This window comes from Inquilinus sp. YAF38 (assembly GCF_052113205.1).
GTDB lineage: Bacteria > Pseudomonadota > Alphaproteobacteria > DSM-16000 > Inquilinaceae > Inquilinus.
The window spans coordinates 76606-95351 of the sequence record NZ_JBFRCU010000017.1 but is presented as its reverse complement, the minus strand read 5'-3'; the positions used below and the strand labels follow the sequence as shown (position 1 = coordinate 95351).

16 protein-coding genes and 1 pseudogene are annotated in these 18746 nt (G+C 68.6%); 5 read left to right on the top strand and 12 right to left on the bottom strand.

Features of this window, described 5'->3' with window-relative positions:
* The 3 genes and pseudogenes from AB4Z01_RS10600 to AB4Z01_RS10590 form a co-directional block, all read right to left on the bottom strand.
* Window positions 1–641, bottom strand: a pseudogene (locus tag AB4Z01_RS10600) (NAD(P)(+) transhydrogenase (Re/Si-specific) subunit alpha); the annotation flags it as partial.
* Window positions 642–742: 101 nt separating this feature from the next.
* On the bottom strand, window positions 743–1186 hold the full coding sequence (locus AB4Z01_RS10595; RefSeq protein ID WP_441693225.1) for a CBS domain-containing protein: 444 nt from the start codon (window positions 1184–1186) through the stop codon (window positions 743–745).
* A gap of 52 nt (window positions 1187–1238) precedes the next feature.
* Window positions 1239–2264, bottom strand: coding sequence for a 2-dehydropantoate 2-reductase (locus AB4Z01_RS10590; RefSeq protein WP_441693223.1), 1026 nt, complete (start codon window positions 2262–2264; stop codon window positions 1239–1241).
* A 218-nt stretch (window positions 2265–2482) separates the two neighbouring features.
* Between AB4Z01_RS10590 and AB4Z01_RS10585 the strand changes: the two genes are divergently transcribed.
* The 3 genes from AB4Z01_RS10585 to AB4Z01_RS10575 all read left to right on the top strand — a co-directional run bounded on the left by AB4Z01_RS10585 (window position 2483) and on the right by AB4Z01_RS10575 (window position 4423).
* Window positions 2483–3172, top strand: coding sequence for a GntR family transcriptional regulator (locus AB4Z01_RS10585; protein ID WP_441693221.1), 690 nt, complete (start codon window positions 2483–2485; stop codon window positions 3170–3172).
* 92 nt (window positions 3173–3264) lie between these two features.
* Window positions 3265–4029, top strand: a complete 765-nt coding sequence (locus AB4Z01_RS10580; protein WP_441693219.1) for an SDR family NAD(P)-dependent oxidoreductase — start codon at window positions 3265–3267, stop codon at window positions 4027–4029.
* A 31-nt stretch (window positions 4030–4060) separates the two neighbouring features.
* A complete protein-coding gene (locus AB4Z01_RS10575) occupies window positions 4061–4423 on the top strand; it encodes a hypothetical protein (RefSeq protein ID WP_441693217.1) in 363 nt (120 codons plus the stop codon).
* Window positions 4424–4582: 159 nt separating this feature from the next.
* On the opposite strand, the gene AB4Z01_RS10570 is transcribed toward AB4Z01_RS10575, so the two are convergent.
* Complete coding sequence (locus AB4Z01_RS10570) at window positions 4583–5833, bottom strand: alginate lyase family protein (RefSeq protein ID WP_441693215.1); 1251 nt, start codon at window positions 5831–5833, stop codon at window positions 4583–4585.
* Window positions 5834–5921: 88 nt separating this feature from the next.
* Here AB4Z01_RS10570 and AB4Z01_RS10565 point away from each other — a divergent pair, with 88 nt between their 5' ends.
* The gene (locus tag AB4Z01_RS10565; protein WP_441693213.1) at window positions 5922–6914 is read left to right on the top strand and encodes a peptidoglycan-binding protein; all 993 of its coding nucleotides are present in this window, start codon (window positions 5922–5924) and stop codon (window positions 6912–6914) included.
* 49 nt (window positions 6915–6963) lie between these two features.
* On the opposite strand, the gene AB4Z01_RS10560 is transcribed toward AB4Z01_RS10565, so the two are convergent.
* The 8 genes from AB4Z01_RS10560 to AB4Z01_RS10525 are packed head-to-tail and all read right to left on the bottom strand — an operon-like array spanning window position 6964 to window position 18010.
* Complete coding sequence (locus tag AB4Z01_RS10560; protein ID WP_441693211.1) at window positions 6964–9048, bottom strand: ADP-ribosylglycohydrolase family protein; 2085 nt, start codon at window positions 9046–9048, stop codon at window positions 6964–6966.
* Entirely contained in the window at window positions 9045–10265 is a 1221-nt protein-coding gene (locus tag AB4Z01_RS10555) for a CaiB/BaiF CoA transferase family protein (protein WP_441693209.1), read from the bottom strand. The genes AB4Z01_RS10560 and AB4Z01_RS10555 overlap by 4 nt, the downstream gene beginning before the upstream one ends.
* Entirely contained in the window at window positions 10258–12378 is a 2121-nt protein-coding gene (locus tag AB4Z01_RS10550; RefSeq protein WP_441693206.1) for an ADP-ribosylglycohydrolase family protein, read from the bottom strand. The genes AB4Z01_RS10555 and AB4Z01_RS10550 overlap by 8 nt, the downstream gene beginning before the upstream one ends.
* 25 nt (window positions 12379–12403) lie before the next feature.
* A complete protein-coding gene (locus tag AB4Z01_RS10545) occupies window positions 12404–13621 on the bottom strand; it encodes an ADP-ribosylglycohydrolase family protein (protein WP_441693203.1) in 1218 nt (405 codons plus the stop codon).
* Window positions 13608–15053: an extracellular solute-binding protein gene (locus AB4Z01_RS10540; protein WP_441693200.1), complete on the bottom strand. Its 1446-nt coding sequence runs from the start codon at window positions 15051–15053 to the stop codon at window positions 13608–13610. The genes AB4Z01_RS10545 and AB4Z01_RS10540 overlap by 14 nt, the downstream gene beginning before the upstream one ends.
* A gap of 44 nt (window positions 15054–15097) precedes the next feature.
* Window positions 15098–16000, bottom strand: a complete 903-nt coding sequence (locus AB4Z01_RS10535; RefSeq protein WP_441693197.1) for a carbohydrate ABC transporter permease — start codon at window positions 15998–16000, stop codon at window positions 15098–15100.
* Window positions 16000–16965 carry an ABC transporter permease gene (locus AB4Z01_RS10530; protein ID WP_441693194.1) on the bottom strand — a complete coding sequence of 322 codons (966 nt, stop codon included), beginning with the start codon at window positions 16963–16965 and terminating at the stop codon, window positions 16000–16002. Before AB4Z01_RS10530 ends, AB4Z01_RS10535 begins: the two co-directional genes overlap by 1 nt.
* Window position 16966: 1 nt before the next feature.
* Window positions 16967–18010 carry a LacI family DNA-binding transcriptional regulator gene (locus tag AB4Z01_RS10525; RefSeq protein WP_441693191.1) on the bottom strand — a complete coding sequence of 348 codons (1044 nt, stop codon included), beginning with the start codon at window positions 18008–18010 and terminating at the stop codon, window positions 16967–16969.
* A gap of 511 nt (window positions 18011–18521) precedes the next feature.
* Here AB4Z01_RS10525 and AB4Z01_RS10520 point away from each other — a divergent pair.
* A complete protein-coding gene (locus AB4Z01_RS10520) occupies window positions 18522–18719 on the top strand; it encodes a DUF2934 domain-containing protein (protein WP_441693188.1) in 198 nt (65 codons plus the stop codon).
* The last annotated feature ends 27 nt before the right edge of the window (window positions 18720–18746 follow it).

Genomic DNA, 18746 nt, shown 5'->3' with positions numbered 1-18746 from the left:
GACTGCACCTGCTCCTTCGCCGCCGGGCGCACATCGGTCGCCGACACCACCGCCCCCAGCCGACGCGCCGTCGCGATCGCCTGCAGCCCGGCCACGCCCGCGCCCATCACCAGCACCCGCGCCGGCGGCACCGTGCCCGCCGCCGTCATCATCATCGGGAAGGCCCGGCCGAACACCGACGCCGCCTCCAGGACCGCCCGGTAGCCCGCCAGGTTGGCCTGGCTCGACAGCACGTCCATCGACTGCGCCCGCGTGATCCGCGGCACCAGCTCCAAGGCGAAGCTCTCGATCCCGGCCTCGGCATAGGCCGACAGGCTGTCGGCGTCGTCATAGGGCTCCAGGATACCGATCAGGGTCGCGCCGCGCGGGATCAGCGACAGCTCGTCGACCTCGCCCTCGCCCGACCGCAGCGGACGACGCACCTTCAGCACCACGTCCGCGCCCGCCAGAGCGGCTGCCGCATCGGGCGCCACCTCCGCCCCCGCCGACCGGTACGCCTCGTCCGTCACCGCGCTGCCGAGCCCGGCGCCGGTCTCCACCACCACCGTCGCGCCCAGCGCCACCAGCTTCTTCACGCTGTCCACCGTCGCCGCCACCCGGCGCTCACCACCCCGCCGCTCCCGCAACACACGTATCCGCATGGACAAGACTCCCCCATGCGGCCCGTGCAGCGGCGCCGCATCGCGTTAGAGACGCCGCGGCAGCCGGTCGGGCCACCGCGGTTCCACTCCTCAAGTGGAGGTCAGGCGTGGACCACGGCCGCGGCCGGGTCCTGCAGCGCCGGCGAGGATTGCTGCAGGAAGTGCCGGATCAGGTCGCGGGCGCTGATCACCCCGACCAGGGTGTGGTCCTCCATCACCGGCACGTGCCGGATGTGGTTCTCGTCCATCAGCCGCAGCACCGTCTCGATGCTGTCGCGCGGCTCGCAGCTGATCACGGTGCGGCCCATGAAGGCCGAGACCGGCATGGCCAGCGCCGCGGCGCCATGGGTGGCCAGCGCCCGGGCGACGTCGCGTTCGGAGAACACCCCGACCACGACATTGCCCTCGGTGCGGCACACCTCCTTGACGACGAGGGCGCCGATGATCTCCTTCGTCATCAGCGCGACGGCGGTGGCCACCGTCTCGCCGACGCGGATCATGACGACGCGCGAATCCTTCTGGCGGAGAATGTCTTCGGCCCTCATTGGCTGGGTTCCTCCTCTGGAAAGCGGCTCTTTCCGGCCGCTCGGACAAGGGTCAGGCCGGCACCAGCGCCGGCGCATGTTTGGCTTCGGCTGGCACGGACCGGCTGTAGAGCCCGGCGATCTCGGCGCGCTGCTGCACCAGGGCCAGGACGGTGTCGACCGTCGGGGTCGGCACCCCGACCATGCGGCCGAGCTCCTGAATCACGGTGACCAGCGGGTCGATCTCCATCGGCCGGCCGCGGTCGAGGTCCTGCAGCATCGAGGTGCGGTGGGCGCCGACCGCGCCGGCGCCGTCCAGCCGCCGCTCGATATCGACCCGGAAATGAACGCCGAGCCGGTCGCCGATCATCTGTGCCTCGGCCATCATCCGCCGCGCCACGTCGCGCGTGGAAGGATCGCCGGTGATGACGTCGAGCGTCGCATGGGTCAGGGCGCTGATCGGGTTGAGGCAGAGATTGCCCCAGAGCTTGAGCCAGATCTCGTCGCGGATGTTGTCCCGCACCGGCGCCTGCAATCCTGCCGCCGTCATCGCCTCACTCAGGGCGGTAACGCGGGCCGAGCGGCTGCCGTCCGGCTCGCCGAGCGGGAACTTGTCGCCGTAGTGATGCTCGACCACGCCGGGCGCCACCACCTCGGTGGCCGGATAGACGATGCAGCCGATGCCGCGCTCCGGCCCCAGCCGCTGCCACTGCACCCCGCAGGGATCGACGGTCTCGATGGTACGCCCCTCGAGCGCGCCGCCATGGCGGTGGAAGTACCAGTAGGGCAGCCCGTTGACCGCGGTGACGATCGCCGTCTCCGGCCCCAGCAGCGGCTGGATCGCCTCGACCACCCCCGGCACCGAATGGGCCTTGAGGCAGATCACGACATAGTCCTGCGGGCCCAGCTCGGCCGGGTTGTCGGTGCAGCGGATGCGGGCGGTGCGGGTTTCGTCGTCGATCCTGAGGGTCAGGCCGTTCTGGCGCATCGCCTCGAGATGCAGGCCGCGGGCGACGAGGCTGACCTCGACCCCCGCGCGATGAAGCTGGACGCCGAGATAGCCGCCGATGGCTCCCGCGCCGTAGATGCAGAGTTTCATGGCCGCGCCTTCCTCCCAGTGATTGGAGTCAGGGCCGCTGAGCAGCCGACCGGACCATCGTGGTATACAAAATACCTCGTGTCAATCGATCCAAGGGCCAATCTGTCCCAGGGAGGAAAGCTGCGTTGGACTCTCGTCTACGGTATACTTGTGACCGGCAGCGCCCGGAGCTATAGCCGAGGGGAACGCCGGCCGCGCAGGCGACAGAAGGGCCTCCGATGAGCTTCCCGCAGATCGACGTCAAACCGCTCGACACCGAAACGAGCTTCCGGATCAAGGCCTACAAGGCGCTGAAGCAGGCCATCACCGAGATGGACATCTACGGCCATGCCGGCGAGATCAAGCTGGAGGAGCGGCAGCTGAGCGAGATGCTGGGGGTCAGCCGCACCCCGATCCGCGAGGCGATGACGCTGTTGGAGCAGGAGGGCTTCGTCCGTTCCGTCCCCCGCCGCGGCATCTTCGTGATCCGCAAGAGCAAGGCCGAGGTGCTGGAGATGGTCACGGTCTGGGCCGCGCTGGAGAGCATGGCCGCGCGGCTGGCGACCCAGGTCGCGACCGACGCCCAGATCCGCAAGCTGCACGACTATGTCGACGTGTTCCATGACCGCAACCCGGAGGAGCATGTCACCGAGTATTCCGAGGCAAACGTCGCCTTCCACAAGCAGATCATCCGGATCAGCGGCTGCCAGCTGATCGTCGATATCACCGACAACCTGTTCATCCATATGCGCGGCATCCGCCGGGTGACGATCGGCCAGGATCACCGGGCGCAGCGCTCGGTGGTCGACCACCAGAAGATCGTCGCCGCGCTGGAGGCCCGCGACGCCGACCTGGCCGAGACGCTGGTGCGCGAGCACACGCTGGGCTTGGCCGAGCACGTGCGGAAGCACGGCGACTTCCTGGACTGATTCCCTCGCCCGACCGAGCGGACCTTGCAAAAAGGATGATCAGTATCATCTAACGCTCATTGCATGATGATAGTCATGTAAAGGAGCGAAAAATGAGACTATTGGATGGCAAGGTGGCCCTGGTCACAGGCGGCACGTCGGGCATCGGCCGCGCCAGTGCCGTGCTGTTCGCCCGCGAAGGCGCCAAAGTGGCGTTGACCGGGCGGCGGGCGGCCGAGGGCGAGGCGGTGGCCGCGGAGATCGCCGCAGCCGGCGGCGAGGCGGTCTTCATCCAGGCCGACCTGACCCGGATCGATGCCATTCCCGGCATCATCGAGCGGGTGGTGGCGCGCTTCGGGCGGCTGGACGCCGCCTTCAACAATGCCGGCATCTCCGGCGGCGGGCCGATCGAGACGCTCGACGAGGCGCGCTGGGACAGCCTGGTCGACACCAACCTCAAGGCCCAGTTCTTCGCGCTGAAGGCGGAGGCGGCGCAGATGAGGGCGCAGGGAGGCGGCGGATCGATCCTGTTCAACGGCTCGGTGCTCGCCGGCATCGCCGCGCCCGGCACCTCGATCTACAGCGCGACCAAGGGCGGCATCGTCTCGCTGGCCCGCGCCGCGGCGGTGGAGCTGGGGCCGCACGGCATTCGCGTCAATTCGATCAACCCGTCGATCACCCGCACCGAGATGACGCAGGGCCGGATCGTGAAGAATGAAGACGGCACCGAATCCCATCCCCTCGCCTATGGCATCCCGCTGAAGCGATTGGCGGAGCCGGAGGAGATCGCGCAGGTCGCCCTGTTCCTGCTGTCGGACCGGGCCTCCTATGTCAACGGCCAGGCCATCATCGTCGATGGCGGCCAGAGCGCGGCCTGACGCCCGCTCGAACACCCCTGAGGACACCATCATGACTCGTGCACGCAAGGCGCCGGCCACCGGCCGGCTGCCGCAGATCCTGCTCGCCGCCGCCCTGTTCGGCGCCTTCGCCACCCGCCCCGCCGCGGCGGAGGTGATCCTGCCCGGCGCCGGCCTGACCGCCACGCTCGGCGACGTGAATATCAGCGTCCATTACCAGCCGGCGGCTTCCGGATACGAGACCGTGGTCACGGCCGGCACCGACGCCCCGGGCAGCGTCGTCCGCTTCGTCTCGACCCTGGCGCCGGGTCAGGAGGCGGTGGTGGCGGTGCCACGTGGCGCCGGCCAGCCGGCCCTGGAGCTGCGCCTGCTGCGCATCGGCGACCGGCTGGAGCTGCAGCGCCCGGTGTCGTAACCGGGGCGAAGGCTCAGAGACCGTTTGGAAATGCGCTGGTGTGAGTCGGCTGGCGGTGGTTTCGAGAACCGGCGCGCAGCGGACGTTTGGGTTCGTGAGCACCGGAAGCGGAGCAATCGCCGTCAGACGGCCTCACCAGTAGCATTTACAGGCGGTCTCTCAGTCCAGCGGCAGCAGCAGCGCGTCGACCTTGCCGGGGAACTTGGCCAGCAGGATCGCCGCCTTTTGCCGCAGCGCCGGGTCGTGGTAGGCCCGGGCGGCGGCCAGCAGGTTGCCCAGCGCCTCGTCCAGCCCGTCGCCCGGCGTCAGCTCGGGATAGGGCCAGGACGGGTCGATGGTGCCGGCCGCGGTGACATAGCCGGCGACGAAGCCGTAGCCCTTCTGCAGCGTGTGGCTGTCGAGCGAGAAGCGCCAGAGGTCGGTCGGGTCGGTGTCGCCATTGGTCAGGCCGGCGTCGACCAGCTCGGAATAACGGCCGAGACGGTTATAAGCCTGCAGGTTGAACTGGCTGTAGTGGAAGGCCCGGGTCCGCTCCAGCTCCGCCATCTGGCGGCCGTCCTTGTCGAACTGGCCGGCCACCCGGCGCAGCGCCGCGATCTTCAGCTGCCGCTTCGCCACCTCCGGCTGGTCGGTGAACAGCGCGAACGCCGTCACCTGGGCGTCGTACCAAGTGCCGTGGTTGTTGTGCCAGTTGGCCTCCTCGAAGCCGTTCTCGCTGGTCAGCAGCCACAGGGTGAAGAGGCGATACCACAGCTTGATCAGCTGATAGTCGAGCTCGCGCAGCGCGCCGCTGGGACGGATCAGCTCGACCGAATCCATCACGTCGATGAAGGCGCGGCTGTCGATGATGCCGATGCCGCGGCCGTCGACGATGCCCGGGATCGCCTGGGCATAGGTCATGTTCGGATTCATCCGCGTCTTCGGCTGGACGAACCAGACCCGCAGCATCTCCGCCGCCTTGACCGCGTATTTCGGGTCGCGGGTGAAGGTGTAGGCGAGCCCCAGGCTGCGCAGGTCGCTGCCGAAGGTGGACAGGCGCAGGCTGTCGGTGGCGTCGGTCTTGCTGTCCGGGTTGGTCTGGCCGTCGCGGCGGACATAGGGCAGCCCGGTCGGCGTGTCCGGGTTCGGCCACCAATAGGGGCCGAAGCTGAAATAGTCGTGCTTGTCGCCGGAGGCCGGGGTCAGCGTCTTGTCGGTGACCGACGGTGCTGTCTTGGCCAGCGCCTTGTCGGCGGCCTGCAGCAGCGCGGTGTAGGATGGACGGTACAGCGGATCCCCGGCGGCGATCTTCGCCCGTGCCTGCTCCAGCTTGGCCGGGTCGTAAGTGAACCAGCGCGGCTGGGCCGCCAGGGCCGATGCGGCCGTCAGAGCCGCGGCAATGATGGTACAGGCGAACGCCGCAGCGCGCATGGCCGATTCCTCCCGGTTGGATATTTGTTCTACCGAGTAGATATCGACCGCTTCTTAGGCTCAATCCTTTTCTGCCCGATGCACCGACTTGACCGAACCGGGATCGAGCACGTTGCCCTTACCTCGAATTGAGCTTATGCTTGCAATTGTTACATCAAAATTCCATCGAATTGTTCGAAATTCTGTTTCCCGCCACTTGATTTTTGGATCCGACAGAACGCTGGCGGATTGCTTTCAGGAGACGACGATGATTTCACTTCAGGATTTGAAAACGCTGTTCCCGAGAGGTCGCGACGACATCGTGGAGGCGTTTGCCAGCCAGGCCAACTCGGTTTTCGCTGATTTCGGCATCTCGAACACGCCCAACCGGCTGCAATTCTTCCTGGCGCAGGTCGCCCATGAATCCGGCGGCCTCACCGTCATCGAGGAGAATCTGAGATACAGCGCCAAGCGGCTGACCGAGGTCTGGCCGTCGCGCTTTCCCACCCTGGCCTCGGCCGAGCCCTTCGGCAACAATCCGGAGGCGCTGGCCAACAAGGTCTATGCCAGCCGCATGGGCAACGGGACCCCGGACTCGGGCGACGGCTGGAAATATCGGGGCCGGGGATACATCCAGATCACCGGCCGCGACGGCTATCGCAGTGTCGGTGCCGCCATCGGGATGAACCTGGAAGCCGATCCGGACCGCGCCGAGGCGCTGCCGGACGCGCTGCGCGTCGCCTGCGGCTTCTGGAAATTGAAGAACATCAATGCGGCCTGCGACGAAGGCGACTTCGTCAAGGTGACACGCCTGATCAACGGCGGCACGATCGGGCTGGCCGACCGGGAAGCCTGGCTGCAGAAGGTGCGAAATGTCCTCAAGCCCGCGCCCGCGACGCAGCCCGCGGCGAGCACGCCACCCACCAAGGACGACATCCGCAAGGTCCAGCAGGCGCTGCGGGACCGCGGCTTCACCTCGGTGACGGCCGACGGGATCATCGGTCCCAAGACCAATGCCGCGATCGACACGTTCCGGCGCGATAACGGCCTGAAGCCGGGGTCGATCGACAGCGATCTGAAGAAGGCCTTGAAGATCTCCTGATCCGGCGCCGGGCGCCGTCACGCCCCGGCGGCGTCCTCACCGGCTCGGTTCAGCCGACCTCCAGGGCGGTGAACCGGGTGTGGACGCCGCCCCAATTGGCGAGGCCGACCTGACCATGGCGAATGGGCCGCTCGTCGGTCCATTCGAACCCGGCCGAGCCCTCGGCGCCGGAGACCTCGCAGCGCAGGGCTGCGCCGGACGCGGCGACGGACAGGCGGTAGCTGCGGCCATGCGACCAGGCGAAGGGCACGGACCGCACCGGGCGGGTCTCGCCTTCGGTCCGGAACAGGGTGAGGCAGCCGTCGCCGGTCAGGGCCAGGGCGTAGCTGCGGCGGGCGCCCTGCACCCGCGTCAGCACGGCGTGGGCGGGACCGACCAGCGGCACGATCGTGGCAGCCACCTGGTAGTCCCGCCACTCGACGTCGCCGGTGTAGCTTTCCGACCGGGTCGCACCGCTGGCGTGATAGCCGCCATCCTCCAGCCGCCAGAAGCCGCGCAGCCAGGTCCATTGGCTGATGCCGCCGGTCTGCGGCCGCTCACGGGCGAAGCTGGTCGAGAACCGCGGCGCGCCGCCCCAGTCGAGCCAGGCCAGGTGCAGCGACCCCGCTTCCCAGGTCCCGCCGAGGTTGCGCAGCACGATGCCGACCTCGGACAGACAGGGGTCCGCGAGCGGCGGGATGTCGAAGGCCAGGTCCTGCCATTCGCCCGGCCGCAGCGGCGTGGTTTCTGCCTGGTGGCTGCGGTCGTGGTTGTCGTCGCGGACATAGAGGCCGGCCCGCAGCGAGGGCGGGGCATCGGGCGGGACCCACAGCCGCGCCGTCACCCGCTGGCCGGGATGGACCTGCGGCGAGAAGCTGGCGCCGTAGAAATTGCCGCTGAGCTCCGACGGCCGGAGGTGGCTGCGGGTCGACAGCCGGATCTCGCCGGTGTCGCCGAGCTTGCGGATCACCACGGCCAGCGCGCCGGCCGGATCGATCTCGGTCGATCGCCGCCATTCGATCGGCCGGCCCAGGCCGCCGGTCGCCCGGGCCTGGAACCCGCCCATCGCCCCGGCGTGGCGGAGATGCCGCCGGGGCGGTACCGGCCCGGCCTCGATCCCGGCCAGGCCGCGGCCAAGCCGGGCGAGCAGGTCGGCACCCTGCGGGATCGTCATCAGGTTGCGGCCGCCGATCAGCCCGGCATTGACCAGGATGTCGTTCACGGGCCGGCGCCAGGACGGGTCGATGCCATCGACACCGACGGCGACACCCATGACCGCGCCGACATTGCCGACATTGCAGTCGGTGTCCCAGCCGGCCATGGCGGCGATCCGCAGCGCCCGGCTGAAATCGCCGGCGCCGTACAGCAAAGCGAGGACGATGACGCCGGCATTCGGCACGATCGGGACGGTGCCCGGGTAGCGGTCGTAGCCGAACTCGGCCGACAGCACGGCGAAGGCGGCCCGCCAGTCGTCGGGACAGCGGCGATGGGCGTCGACCATGGCGCGGACCATGGCGGCATAGTCCCCGTCGCGGTCGATCCGGGCCAGCCCGGCCTCGATCAATGCCGCTGGCTCGCGAACCCCGAAGGCAGCACTGACCATGGCGGCGACGAAGCGGGCGCCCTGCAATGCGTTGCCGTCCCAGGCCACCCGCGCAGCCCGCTCCGACAAATCCGCGGCAAGATCCGGCCGGCCCGGCGCCATCATCCCCCAGATGTCGGCGAAGATCTGGCCGCCGATCTCCTCGGCGACGATCCGGCCGTTGAGCGCGGCCGACCCCGCCAGCGGCGCCGGGATGCCGGCGGCGAGGTTGAGATAGGCGGTGTGCATGGCGGCGACGCCGTAGCCGCCCCACCACAGCGTGCCGTGCTGGTCGCCCAGATAGTTCAGCCAGCCCTCGGCGATCTGCTGCGTCGTCACCTGCGCCGAGGCCCCGCAATCCTCGAAGATGCGGGCCAGGATCATCGAGAAGGCGGTGTCGTCATCCGGCTTGAAGAACCGGCCGTCATCCTCGCTGAGATAGAATTCCAGCTCGCCGATATGGCTGCGGATCTGGGCCTCGGTCCAGTTCTCCAGCGGGGCGCCGAAACGGACGCCGATACATTTGCCCAGCCAGCCGGCATAGACCCGGTCGTCGTAGCCGTCCGGAATCACCCCAGCGCCCCCGCCTCACGCAGGACATCGATCTCCGCGTCCGAGAAGCCGGCCCGACGCAGCACGTCCTCGGCATCGGCGCCGGGCTCCGGCGCCAGGCGGCGGATCGCGCCGGGCGTGGCCGACAGGCGCGGCAGGACGTTGTGCACCGGCAAGGGCCCCAGATCCGGGTCGGGGATCGACACCACCACCTCGCGCTCGATCACATGGTCGTCGGCCATGAAATCGGCGATGTCGTGCACCGGGCCGACGGTGATACCCTCGGACCGGAAGATCTGCAGTGCCGTGTCGCGGTCGCGGGCGCCGATCCATTCGCCGATGACGGCGTCCAGCGCCACCCGGTTGCGCACCCGGTCGGCATTGGTGGCGTAGCGCGGGTCCCGCGCCATGGCGTCGCCGCCGACCAGCAGCAGGATGCGCTTGGCCATCCGGTCGGTGGAGCCGGACATGGCGATCCAGCGGCCGTCGCGGGTCTTGTAGACGTTGCGCGGCGCGCTGTTGCCCGAGGCGCTGCCGGTCCTCTCCTTGACCTGGCCGGTGACGGCGTAGCTGCCGGCCTCCGGCCCCAGCACGGAATACATCGCTTCCAGCAGCGACAGGTCGATCACCTGGCCGCGGGCCATGCCGCGGTCGCGGGCCCGGAGCGCCGCCAGCACCGCCTTGGCGCCATGCAGCCCGGCGATCATGTCGGCCAGGGCCAGGGGCGGCAGCACCGGCTCGCGGTCGGCAAATCCGTTGCGCGAGGCGAACCCGGACATCGCCTCGACCAGCGTGCCGAAGCCGGGCAGCCGGCTGGCCGGCCCGGTCTGGCCGAAGCCGGAGATGCGCACCAGGATCAAATCCGGCGCCATCGCCAGGAGGCGGTCGGGCGCCAGCCCCATCTCCTCCAGCACGCCCGGCCGGAAGTTCTCGATCATCACATCGGCGGTCGGGATCAGCCGTTCCAGCGCCGCCATGCCCTCCGGCTTGCGCAGGTCGAGCACGACCGACAGCTTGTTGCGCGACAGCTCCTTCCAATAGAGGCTGTGGCCCTTCACCAGCCAGTCGCGCAGCGGGTCGCCGCCCGGCGGCTCGACCTTGATCACCTCGGCGCCGAAATCCGCCAGCTCCAGCCCCAGCGCGTTGCCGGCGACGACGCGCGACAGGTCGAGCACGCGGATGCCGGAGAGCGGCCCTTGGCTCTCCGGCTCGAGGCGGGCGGGGTGCGCCTCAGCCATGGGCGGCCTCGCGGATCTCGATCACCCCGGCCTGCATGCGCCCGGCCGAAGGCAGGCGCAGCCCGGCCATGCCATAGGCCAGCGTGCCGTCGCGGGCCTCCAGCAGCACCTTGCCGTCGACCGACAGGGCCAGCCGGTCGCCCACCGCTTCTAGCGCCAGGTTGTAGGTCCGACCCAGCTCGCGCCGGAACGGCGCCCGGGCCAGGACGGTCTCGCCGAAGTCGCGGCGGATGATCGCCACCTCATCAGCCGAGACGAAGCCGGCGGCGTAGCAGCGCTCATTGCCCTGGCCGCGGGCGCAGACCAGGTGCCCGTCGCCGGCCAGCGGTGTCACCTCCGCCGTCACGGTCTGGTCGCGGGCGTAGAGGTGCCCGGTCCAGAGGTCGGCGTCGGATGCCGTGAGGGCGTGGATGCGGCCGTCCTCGATCTTCCAGACGCCTCGGTTCCAGGTGCAGCGGGTGATGCCGCCCCATTCATTGGCCTCGATCTGCGGGTCGAGACGGGTCGAGCCGACGCCGGACACGGTGAATTCGTCGATGAAGATCCGGCCGAGGAACTTCAGCCGGCCGAAATACTCGACCTTGATGCCGATCTCGTCGACCGCCTCGCCACCCGTCTCCGGCACGGTGAATCGCAGCTCATGCCATTCGCCAGCCGGCGGCTGGGTCCAGGCGCCGATCTCGTCGATCGTGCCGCTCATCGCCCGGCGGACATAGGGCACGATGCGGAGATGGCCGTCGCCCTCCCAGGGGTCGAGCCAGAGGCGCAGCGTTGCCTCCTGCCCGGTCGCCACCACCGGCGAGAACATCGGCCGGTAGCGCTCGTCGTCGAAATCGCTGCGGCGGTAGAAGGGCTTCCAGAAGATCCGCCCGCCATCGCCTCGCTCCAGCCGGTCCAGCAGGGCGCAGAGCGCGCCGCGGCCGGTCGCCTTGCGCTCGTCGGACCAGGACAGGGCGATGCGGTTGTCGGGCGCGGTGCGGAAGCCGTGGGTCGATCCCGGCAGGTCGAAATCGAAGCGCAGGCCGCGCCGCTCCATATCCGCGACCCAGTCCGCCGCCCATTCTGCAGGCAACTCCTCCCCCGCCAGACGATGGGCCAGCACCGCCAACTCGCGGCAGAAGCTGGGGATGTCGACGATGTTGAGCGACCCGGTGATGCCGGAGGCGACGATGCCGTCATTGATCGGCTCGCGGTAATGCGGCGCCACCCCGGCGATGCCGGCCAGGGTGCCAACGATGGCCCCGGCATTGCCGGCGTTGCAGTCGGTGTCCCAGCCGCCCATGGTCGCGATCTCGACCGTGCGCGACAGGTCGCCCTGGCCATACAGCAGGGACAGGATCAGCAGCCCCGCATTCGGAATGATGTGGCAGACCCCGGGATAGCGGTCATAGCCGAACTCGCTCTCCAGCATCTGCCGGCAGGCGCGCCAATCCTTCGGCTTCACCCGGTGCAGGGCCTGCACGGCACGGGCGACGCGGGCGTATTCGCTGCCGGCCGGGACCGTGGCCAGGCCGGCTTCCACCACCTCCTCGATCGTCTCGGCGACGAAGGCCTTGGCGATGGCGGCGGCGACGAAGCGGGCGCCGTGCAGGCCGTTGCCGTCATGCGAGACGCTGGCGGCGCGGGCGGCCAGGTCGGCGGCGCGGGCCGGATCGCCGGGGCACACCCAGCCCCAGGAATCGACGAAGATCTGGCCGCCGATCTGCTCGGCGATCACCGTGCCGTTGCGGGCGATCGAGCCGGATTCGGGCGCCGGGACGCCGGATTGGAGATTGGCGAAGGCAGTGTGCTCGGTCGAGATGCCGTAGCCGCCCCACCAGAACATGCCGTGCAGCTCGGCGGCGTAGTTCAGCCAGGTGCGGCCGACATCCTGCGGCGACGGGTCCAGCCCGAAATCGCGCAGCGCCCGGATGAAATAGACCGGCCCGTTGGTGTCGTCGTCGGCGGCGAAGTTCTTGAAGTCGCGCAGGTAGCCGGTGATCTCGCCATAGGTCTTGTCGATCCGGTCCCAGGTCCAGATCGTCGGCTCGACCGGGGCGCCGAGGCGCACGCCGATGGCCTTGCCGAGGAAGCCGGCATAGATGCGGTCGAGGGTGTCGGTGGGGAGGGGCATTCCGGGCTCTTGGTCTTCGGGCGGGTCAGCGGCCGGCGGCGGCGCGGGCCGGCTGGGCGGGATCGGCGGTCAGCGCCAGGCGCTGGGCATCGCGCCGGCGGGTGCGGTCGAGATCGGCGGACAGGATGGCGGCGGTCGCTTCGTGGAAGCGGTCGGCCTCGGCCGCCAAGTCGAAGCGGTTGGCGCGGTCCAGCAGGTCGCGGTCGGCCGGGTCGATCACCGCCTCGCCATGCATCGCGCCGAGGATGGCGCCGGCCATGCAGCCGATGGAATCGGTGTCGCGGCCGGAGTTGACGCCGTCCACCACCGCCTCGCGGAAGTCGCCGTCATGGATCAGGCAGAAGCCCAGCGCCAGCGGCAGTTCCTCGATCGCGCGCAGGCGCGACGGGGTGTAGTCGTTGGTCGGCACCCCCGCCGTCTCGACCCGGCGATGGACGTTGTCGCCCATGCTGGAATAGCGGCCGATGACCGACTGGAACTCCGCCGTCACCCGGGCGTGGTCGGCACGGTGCGGCTTCAGCCGCCGCGCCACCTCGGCGATGTCGGCGATCGCACCCCGAGTGCCGTCCTTGGCGAGATTGATCGCGGTCTCAACCACTGTTTCAACGGTGGTGCCGGGCACCATGGCGGCGGCGACGCAGGCGGCCATCACCCCGGCCGCCTCCAGCCCATAGCTGTGCTGGTGGCCGGCGGCGAGGTCGACCGCCTCGTCATAGGCCGCCTTGGGATCGCAGGCGTTCACCGCGCCGACCGGGGCGATGTACATGGCGGCGCCGCAATTGACCATGTTGCCGATGCCGCCCTCGCGCGGGTCGCAGCTGGTCAGCTGATGGCGCTGGAAGATCCATTTCTCCGGGTAGAACAGCCGCTCGATCAGCATGGTCTCGCGCTGCATCTCGGGGATCCAGCGCGGCGTCCAGGCAATTTGGCGGACCATGCCGCCGGCCATGTCCCAGGCATCGAGATGGCGGCCGGCCTCCTCGTAGACCGCCATCAGGCACAGCGTCATCAGCGTGTCGTCGGTGACGATGCCATGCCCCCGGATTCGGCCGCCGCGCGCCGCCTCCGGCGCGTCCTTGCGGTGCCAGTCGACGTCCAGCGAGGTGACCCGGCCGTAGCGCTGCCGGATCTCGGCCGCGGACAGCTTCTCGATCGTGGCGCCGATGGCGTCGCCGAACGCGACGCCATGCAGCATGCCCCGGACCCGGCCTTTCAGCGAGGCGCCGGCGTCAGTTGGTTCCATTCAGCTTGGTCCTCGCATATTCGGTGATCTCGGCGCCGCCCTTGGCGTTCCACTCGGCGACGTAGTCGTCCCACTTCTCCATCGGCAGCTCGCCGGAGATGAACTTCCAGACATAGCTGCGATAGACGTTCTCCGCCGCGTCCAGCCGGGCCGCGTACTCGCTGGGGAAGACGAAGCTGTCATCCGGCGAATAGTATTTCTGGGCCAGCGCGATCGACTTCTGGGCCTGTTCCGACAGCAGCGGCACCGGCGGCGTCCAGGCGTCCGGCTGGTCGATGATGAAGCGCGGGTACCAGGTCGCCATCTTGTCGGTGGTCTTGACGGTGCCGCCGTCCTTGACCCATTCCTCGCCCTCGAAGCCCATGCGGTCGATCTGCTGGCCTTCGGGGCTCGCCATGAAGTCCAGCAGGGCGACCACGTCCTCCTTGTGCTCGGAGATGGCGGACATGGCGAAGCCGCGGCTCTCGCGGCTGACGTCGACGGCGCGCAGCCCCTGCCCGCCCGGGCCCTTCGGCGGGTCCAGCGGCACCAGGGTCGTGCCCGGATGAACCTGGCGCATCTTGCCCTGGTAGATGTCCAGGTTGACGCCGACGACACCGAGGATCACCCCGACCCGGCCAGAGTAGAACTTGTCCTCGCGGGTGTCCCATTTGGTGGTGATGAAGTCGGGGTCCAGCAGGCCTTCCGCGAACAGCTTGCGGTAATAGGCGACCTTGTCGCGCTCCTGCGGCGAGACGCGGGAATGGATCCACTGGCCCGAGGCGTCCTTCAGCCAGGTGGCGCTGACGCCGAAGGCCTGGTTGAAGATCTCGTCCAGCTCGTCGGTGGCGCCGGCCGGCGGGATGGTGGCCACCGTGATGCCGTAGGTGTCCTTCTTGCCGTTGCCGTCGAGATCGCCGTCGACGATCTTGCGGAACATCGCCTCCCAATCCTCCAGGGTCTGCGGCGCCGGCAGGCCGGTCTTCTCCAGCCAGTCCTGGCGCATCACCCCGACCTTGGCCCGCACCGGGAACGGGTAGATCAGATAGGGGTAGTTCTCGAGCCGCGGCTTGTTGTGCGCCCACAGCGCCTGCTTCAGGTTCGGCGCCTTATCCAGCCAAGGCCGCCAGTCCTCGAGTAAGCCCTGCTCGACGATCTTCTGGTCGCCACCCTGGAAATAGATCAGGTCGGGGATGTCGCCCGACAGCAGCATCAGCGACAGCTTGTCGGCATAGCCGCCGGGCGGCACGTCGACCAGGTCGATCTTGATCGGGTGGCCCTTGGCGGCCATCCCGGCCTCGATCGCCCCGACCAGCTTGACGTCGTCCGGGTTCGCCTTGGTGAAGTCCTTGCTGACGACGCGGAGCGTCACCGGATCGGCGGCCTGCGCCGACGAAACCATCGCCGCCGCGAACACCAGGGCCAGCGCGGAACCCAGCAGCATCTTGTTCATTGCGTCTCCTCCTCGGTTTTTTGGTTGAGGCTCATGGCGGCGGGTCATCCCTTGACCGCCCCGCTCATGGTGCCCTTGGTGAAGAACTTCAGGATCAGCGGATAGATCGCCAGCACCGGGATCAGGGTCAGGATGATCATCCCGGCCTTCAGCGCCCTGAGGTCGATCTGGCTGCCGCCGGTGTACTTGTTCATGGCGTCCAGCCCGACCATCAGCGACTTGTCGCCTTCGACCACGAACTGGCGCAGCACCACCTGCAGCGGCCACATCTTCGGGTCGTTCAGGTAGATCATCGCCCGGAAATATTCGTTCCAGTGCAGCACCGTGTAGAACAGGGTGATGGTGGCGATCGCCGGCAGCGCCAGGGGCGTCACCACGTACCACAGGGTCTGCAGCGGCGAGGCGCCCTCGATCTCGGCCGCCTCCATCAGTTCCTTCGGGATCTCCTCGAAGAAGCGGATCAGCACGATCAGGTACCAGGCGAAGACGCCGCGATAGAGGATCACCGACCAGTAGGAGTTGAGCAGGCCGAGCTGCTTCATCACCAGATAGTCCGGCACCACCCCGGGCTCGAACACCACGGTGACCAGGATGAAGACCAGGATCGCCCGCCGCCCGGGCAGCCCCGGGCGCGACAGGGCCCAGGCCATCAGCGTGGTGGCGACGACGTTGATCACCGTGCCGGCGATGGTGATCAGCAGGCTGTTGGCCAGGCCGCGCAGCACCTGCGGATGGGTCAGCAGCACCTGCCAGACATCGAGCGAGAAGCCGTGCGGCAGCACCGCCAGGCCGCTCATCCCCGGCACCTCGGCGCTGTCGGACAGCGACACGGCCAGCAGGTTCAGGATCGGCTGGACCGTCACCACCACCATCAGCAGCAGGGTCGAGCAGATGATGGCGTATTCGATGCGCTCGAACGGGGTCCGGCGAATGTTGCTGGCGGCCATCACCACACCCCCTTGCCGGTGATGCGCTTGGAAACGAAGTGGGCGGCCAGGATCATCGCCATGCCGATCACCGCCTTGAACACGCCGGCGGCGGTGGCATAGGCGTATTCGCCGCCGAGGATGCCCATGCGGTAGACATAGGTGTCGAGGATGTCGATCCGGTCGCGGATCGCATCGTTCGAGAAGTTGAACACCTGGTCGAAGCCGGCGCTCATGAAGGCGCCGAGATTGAGGATGAACACCGTCGCCATGGTCGGCACCAGGGCCGGCAGGGTGACGTGCCAGATCTTGCGCCAGCGCCCGGCGCCGTCGATCGTCGCGGCGTCGTAGAGCTGCGGGTCGATCGCCATCACGCCGGCGAGGAACAGCAGCGAATCCCAGCCGGCACTGCGCCACATCTCGGAGAAGACCAGGACCCAGAGGATCGAGCCCTCCGACGTCATGAACGGCACCGGGGCGAAGCCGAACAGGCCGAGGATGTCGTTGACCGTGCCGTCGGTCGGCGACAGCACCGCGATGAACACGCCGGCGATGACGATCCAGGACAGGAAATGCGGCAGGTAGATCGCCGACTGCACGAAGCGGCGGTAGCGGCTGCCCTGCACCTCGTTAACCAGCAGCGCCACGATCACCGGTATCGGGAACAGGATGACCAGCTTCATGGCGCTGATCAGCACCGTGTTCCACAGCACCTGGTAGAACACCGGGCTCTCGAACAGCGCCCGGAAATGCTTCAGCCCGACCCAGAGGCTGGGGCCGATGATGCGGTAGTCCTGGAACGCCAGCTTGGCCTGCCAGATCGGCAGGTAGTGGAAGACCACGAAATACAGCAGGCCCGGCAGCAGCATCAGGTAGTAGCCGCGCCAGCGCCAGACCCGGCGGAAACCGGATTGGCGGGCGGCCTTGGGAACGTTCCCAGCGAGGGGATGCGTCAGGTCGGTGGAGCTGTGGTCGAGGCCGGTCATGTCAGGCGCTCTTCTTCCGGACGGTCCGCAAAGCCGGCGGCGGGGCGGCGACCGAGGCGCGCTCGACCACCCGGCAGGGCAGCACCGTGTGCTCGATCTCGGCCTCGCCGTCGATCCCGGCCTGCAGCAGGCGCATCGCGTGGACGCCCATGTCGTAGCGCGGCTTGTCGACCGTGGTCAGGCCGGGATCGGTGAAGCCGCCGGCCTCCACCCCGTCCATGCCCATGATCGAGATGTCGCGCGGGCAGGCCAGGCCGGCGGTGCGGGCGGCCAGGATGGCACCGACCGCCATCAGGTCGTTGGCGGCGAAGACCGCGGTCATCCGCCGGCCCTCGCGCTCGATCAGCCGGCGCGCCGCCGCCAGGCCGGAGTCGGCGGTGTAGTCGCCCTCGTCCATCGGCAGGGATGCGGGGTCGAAGCCGTGGCGCTGCCAATGCGCCTGCGCCTCGGTGACGAAGCGGGTGCGGGCGACGCGCCGGTCGCGGCCGTTGATCAGGCCGATATGGCGGTGCCCGGCGGCGATCAGGTAGTCGAGCGCCAGGCGCACGCCCTGGGCGACGTCGCTGCGCACGCTGGAGAATTCCGGGAAGCGCTCGCCGGAGGAGCCGATCACCACCACCGGCGCCTCGGTCTGGCGCAGCAGGCCACGATCATCGGTCGCCGGATTGAGGATGATGCCGTCGACCCGGGCCTGGCGCAGCGCCTGCAAATGCCGGCGCTCGCGCTCGACATCCCAGTCCGAGCTGAAGATCAGCAGCGACCGCTTCTCCGCCTCCGCCTGGTCCTGGGCGCCACGGGCGAGGTCGGCCCAGAACGGGTTGGAGATGTCGGGGATGACCAGGCCCATCATCCGGCTGCGGCCGGTGCGCAGGCCGAAGGCCAGGTGGTTGCGCTCATAGCCGGACTGGCGGACCGCCTCCTCCACCCGCTGGCGGGTCTCGGCATGGACCGCGCCGACGCCGGACAGCACCCGCGCCACCGTCGTCTTCGACACGCCGGACAGGCGGGCGACATCGATGATCGTTGGCTGGCGCTTGCCGCTCAAGGGCGTCTCCCGGGTGGAATGCTGCCCTGCCTCTCGGACAGGTTGTGTGGGAACGTTACCAATTCCCATCTCCTCCCGTCAAGCGGGCATCGCGGAGGGTGATGATGCCGCAATCGTTCCGGTCCTGGAAAGACACCTTTCTCGACGCGCAGAAAGGCCCGAAAAAATCTGCGAGCGGGCCGGAACCGAACCGCGCAGCCGCTATTCTCCCTGATGAGGCCGTGCTGCGGGCGCGTTTCCGCCGCCGGCAGCCTCACCGGGTTTTCAGAGACCAGCGGGCGCAGCCGTCTCGGTGCACACCGCCTTAGACAGGAAGAAATGCTTCGCCCCAAGGCGATGCGATTTCTTTTGCCTGACAATAAATTGTGTGTTGAAGCAATGTAAGTACCCCGAGAGATGAGAAGAAATAACCTTTCAATTTACAAAACATTCACATTTGTTAGCAAGAATTGCCGTGCGGGTCGGAATCAAAGGGCCATATTGGTCCCAATACTAAAGAAGGATGTGGTGGATGAGCAACGATCGCGACGAGCAGATCCGGCGGCGCGCCTACGAAATCTGGGAAGCGCTGGGCCGGCCCGAAGGCGGGCAGCAGCAGCATTGGGCCGAGGCCGAGGCCGAGATCCTGGGCGAGGAGAGCCAGGGCACCGGCAGCGTCCCGGAAGGCGCCGAGGAGCTGGACCCCGATGGCGCGCCGAAGCGAGGCTGACCGGATGCCGATCCTGGGACTGGAGGG

Excerpts from the sequence above, each read along its gene's own strand:
- AB4Z01_RS10595 (WP_441693225.1), bottom strand. The coding sequence starts at position 1,186 with ATGAGGGCCGAAGACATTCTCCGCCAGAAGGATTCGCGCGTCGTCATG.
- AB4Z01_RS10590 (WP_441693223.1), bottom strand. The coding sequence starts at position 2,264 with ATGAAACTCTGCATCTACGGCGCGGGAGCCATCGGCGGCTATCTCGGC.
- AB4Z01_RS10585 (WP_441693221.1), top strand. The coding sequence starts at position 2,483 with ATGAGCTTCCCGCAGATCGACGTCAAACCGCTCGACACCGAAACGAGC.
- AB4Z01_RS10580 (WP_441693219.1), top strand. The coding sequence starts at position 3,265 with ATGAGACTATTGGATGGCAAGGTGGCCCTGGTCACAGGCGGCACGTCG.
- AB4Z01_RS10575 (WP_441693217.1), top strand. The coding sequence starts at position 4,061 with ATGACTCGTGCACGCAAGGCGCCGGCCACCGGCCGGCTGCCGCAGATC.
- AB4Z01_RS10570 (WP_441693215.1), bottom strand. The coding sequence starts at position 5,833 with ATGCGCGCTGCGGCGTTCGCCTGTACCATCATTGCCGCGGCTCTGACG.
- AB4Z01_RS10555 (WP_441693209.1), bottom strand. The coding sequence starts at position 10,265 with ATGGCTGAGGCGCACCCCGCCCGCCTCGAGCCGGAGAGCCAAGGGCCG.
- AB4Z01_RS10550 (WP_441693206.1), bottom strand. The coding sequence starts at position 12,378 with ATGCCCCTCCCCACCGACACCCTCGACCGCATCTATGCCGGCTTCCTC.
- AB4Z01_RS10545 (WP_441693203.1), bottom strand. The coding sequence starts at position 13,621 with ATGGAACCAACTGACGCCGGCGCCTCGCTGAAAGGCCGGGTCCGGGGC.
- AB4Z01_RS10540 (WP_441693200.1), bottom strand. The coding sequence starts at position 15,053 with ATGAACAAGATGCTGCTGGGTTCCGCGCTGGCCCTGGTGTTCGCGGCG.
- AB4Z01_RS10535 (WP_441693197.1), bottom strand. The coding sequence starts at position 16,000 with ATGGCCGCCAGCAACATTCGCCGGACCCCGTTCGAGCGCATCGAATAC.
- AB4Z01_RS10530 (WP_441693194.1), bottom strand. The coding sequence starts at position 16,965 with ATGACCGGCCTCGACCACAGCTCCACCGACCTGACGCATCCCCTCGCT.
- AB4Z01_RS10520 (WP_441693188.1), top strand. The coding sequence starts at position 18,522 with ATGAGCAACGATCGCGACGAGCAGATCCGGCGGCGCGCCTACGAAATC.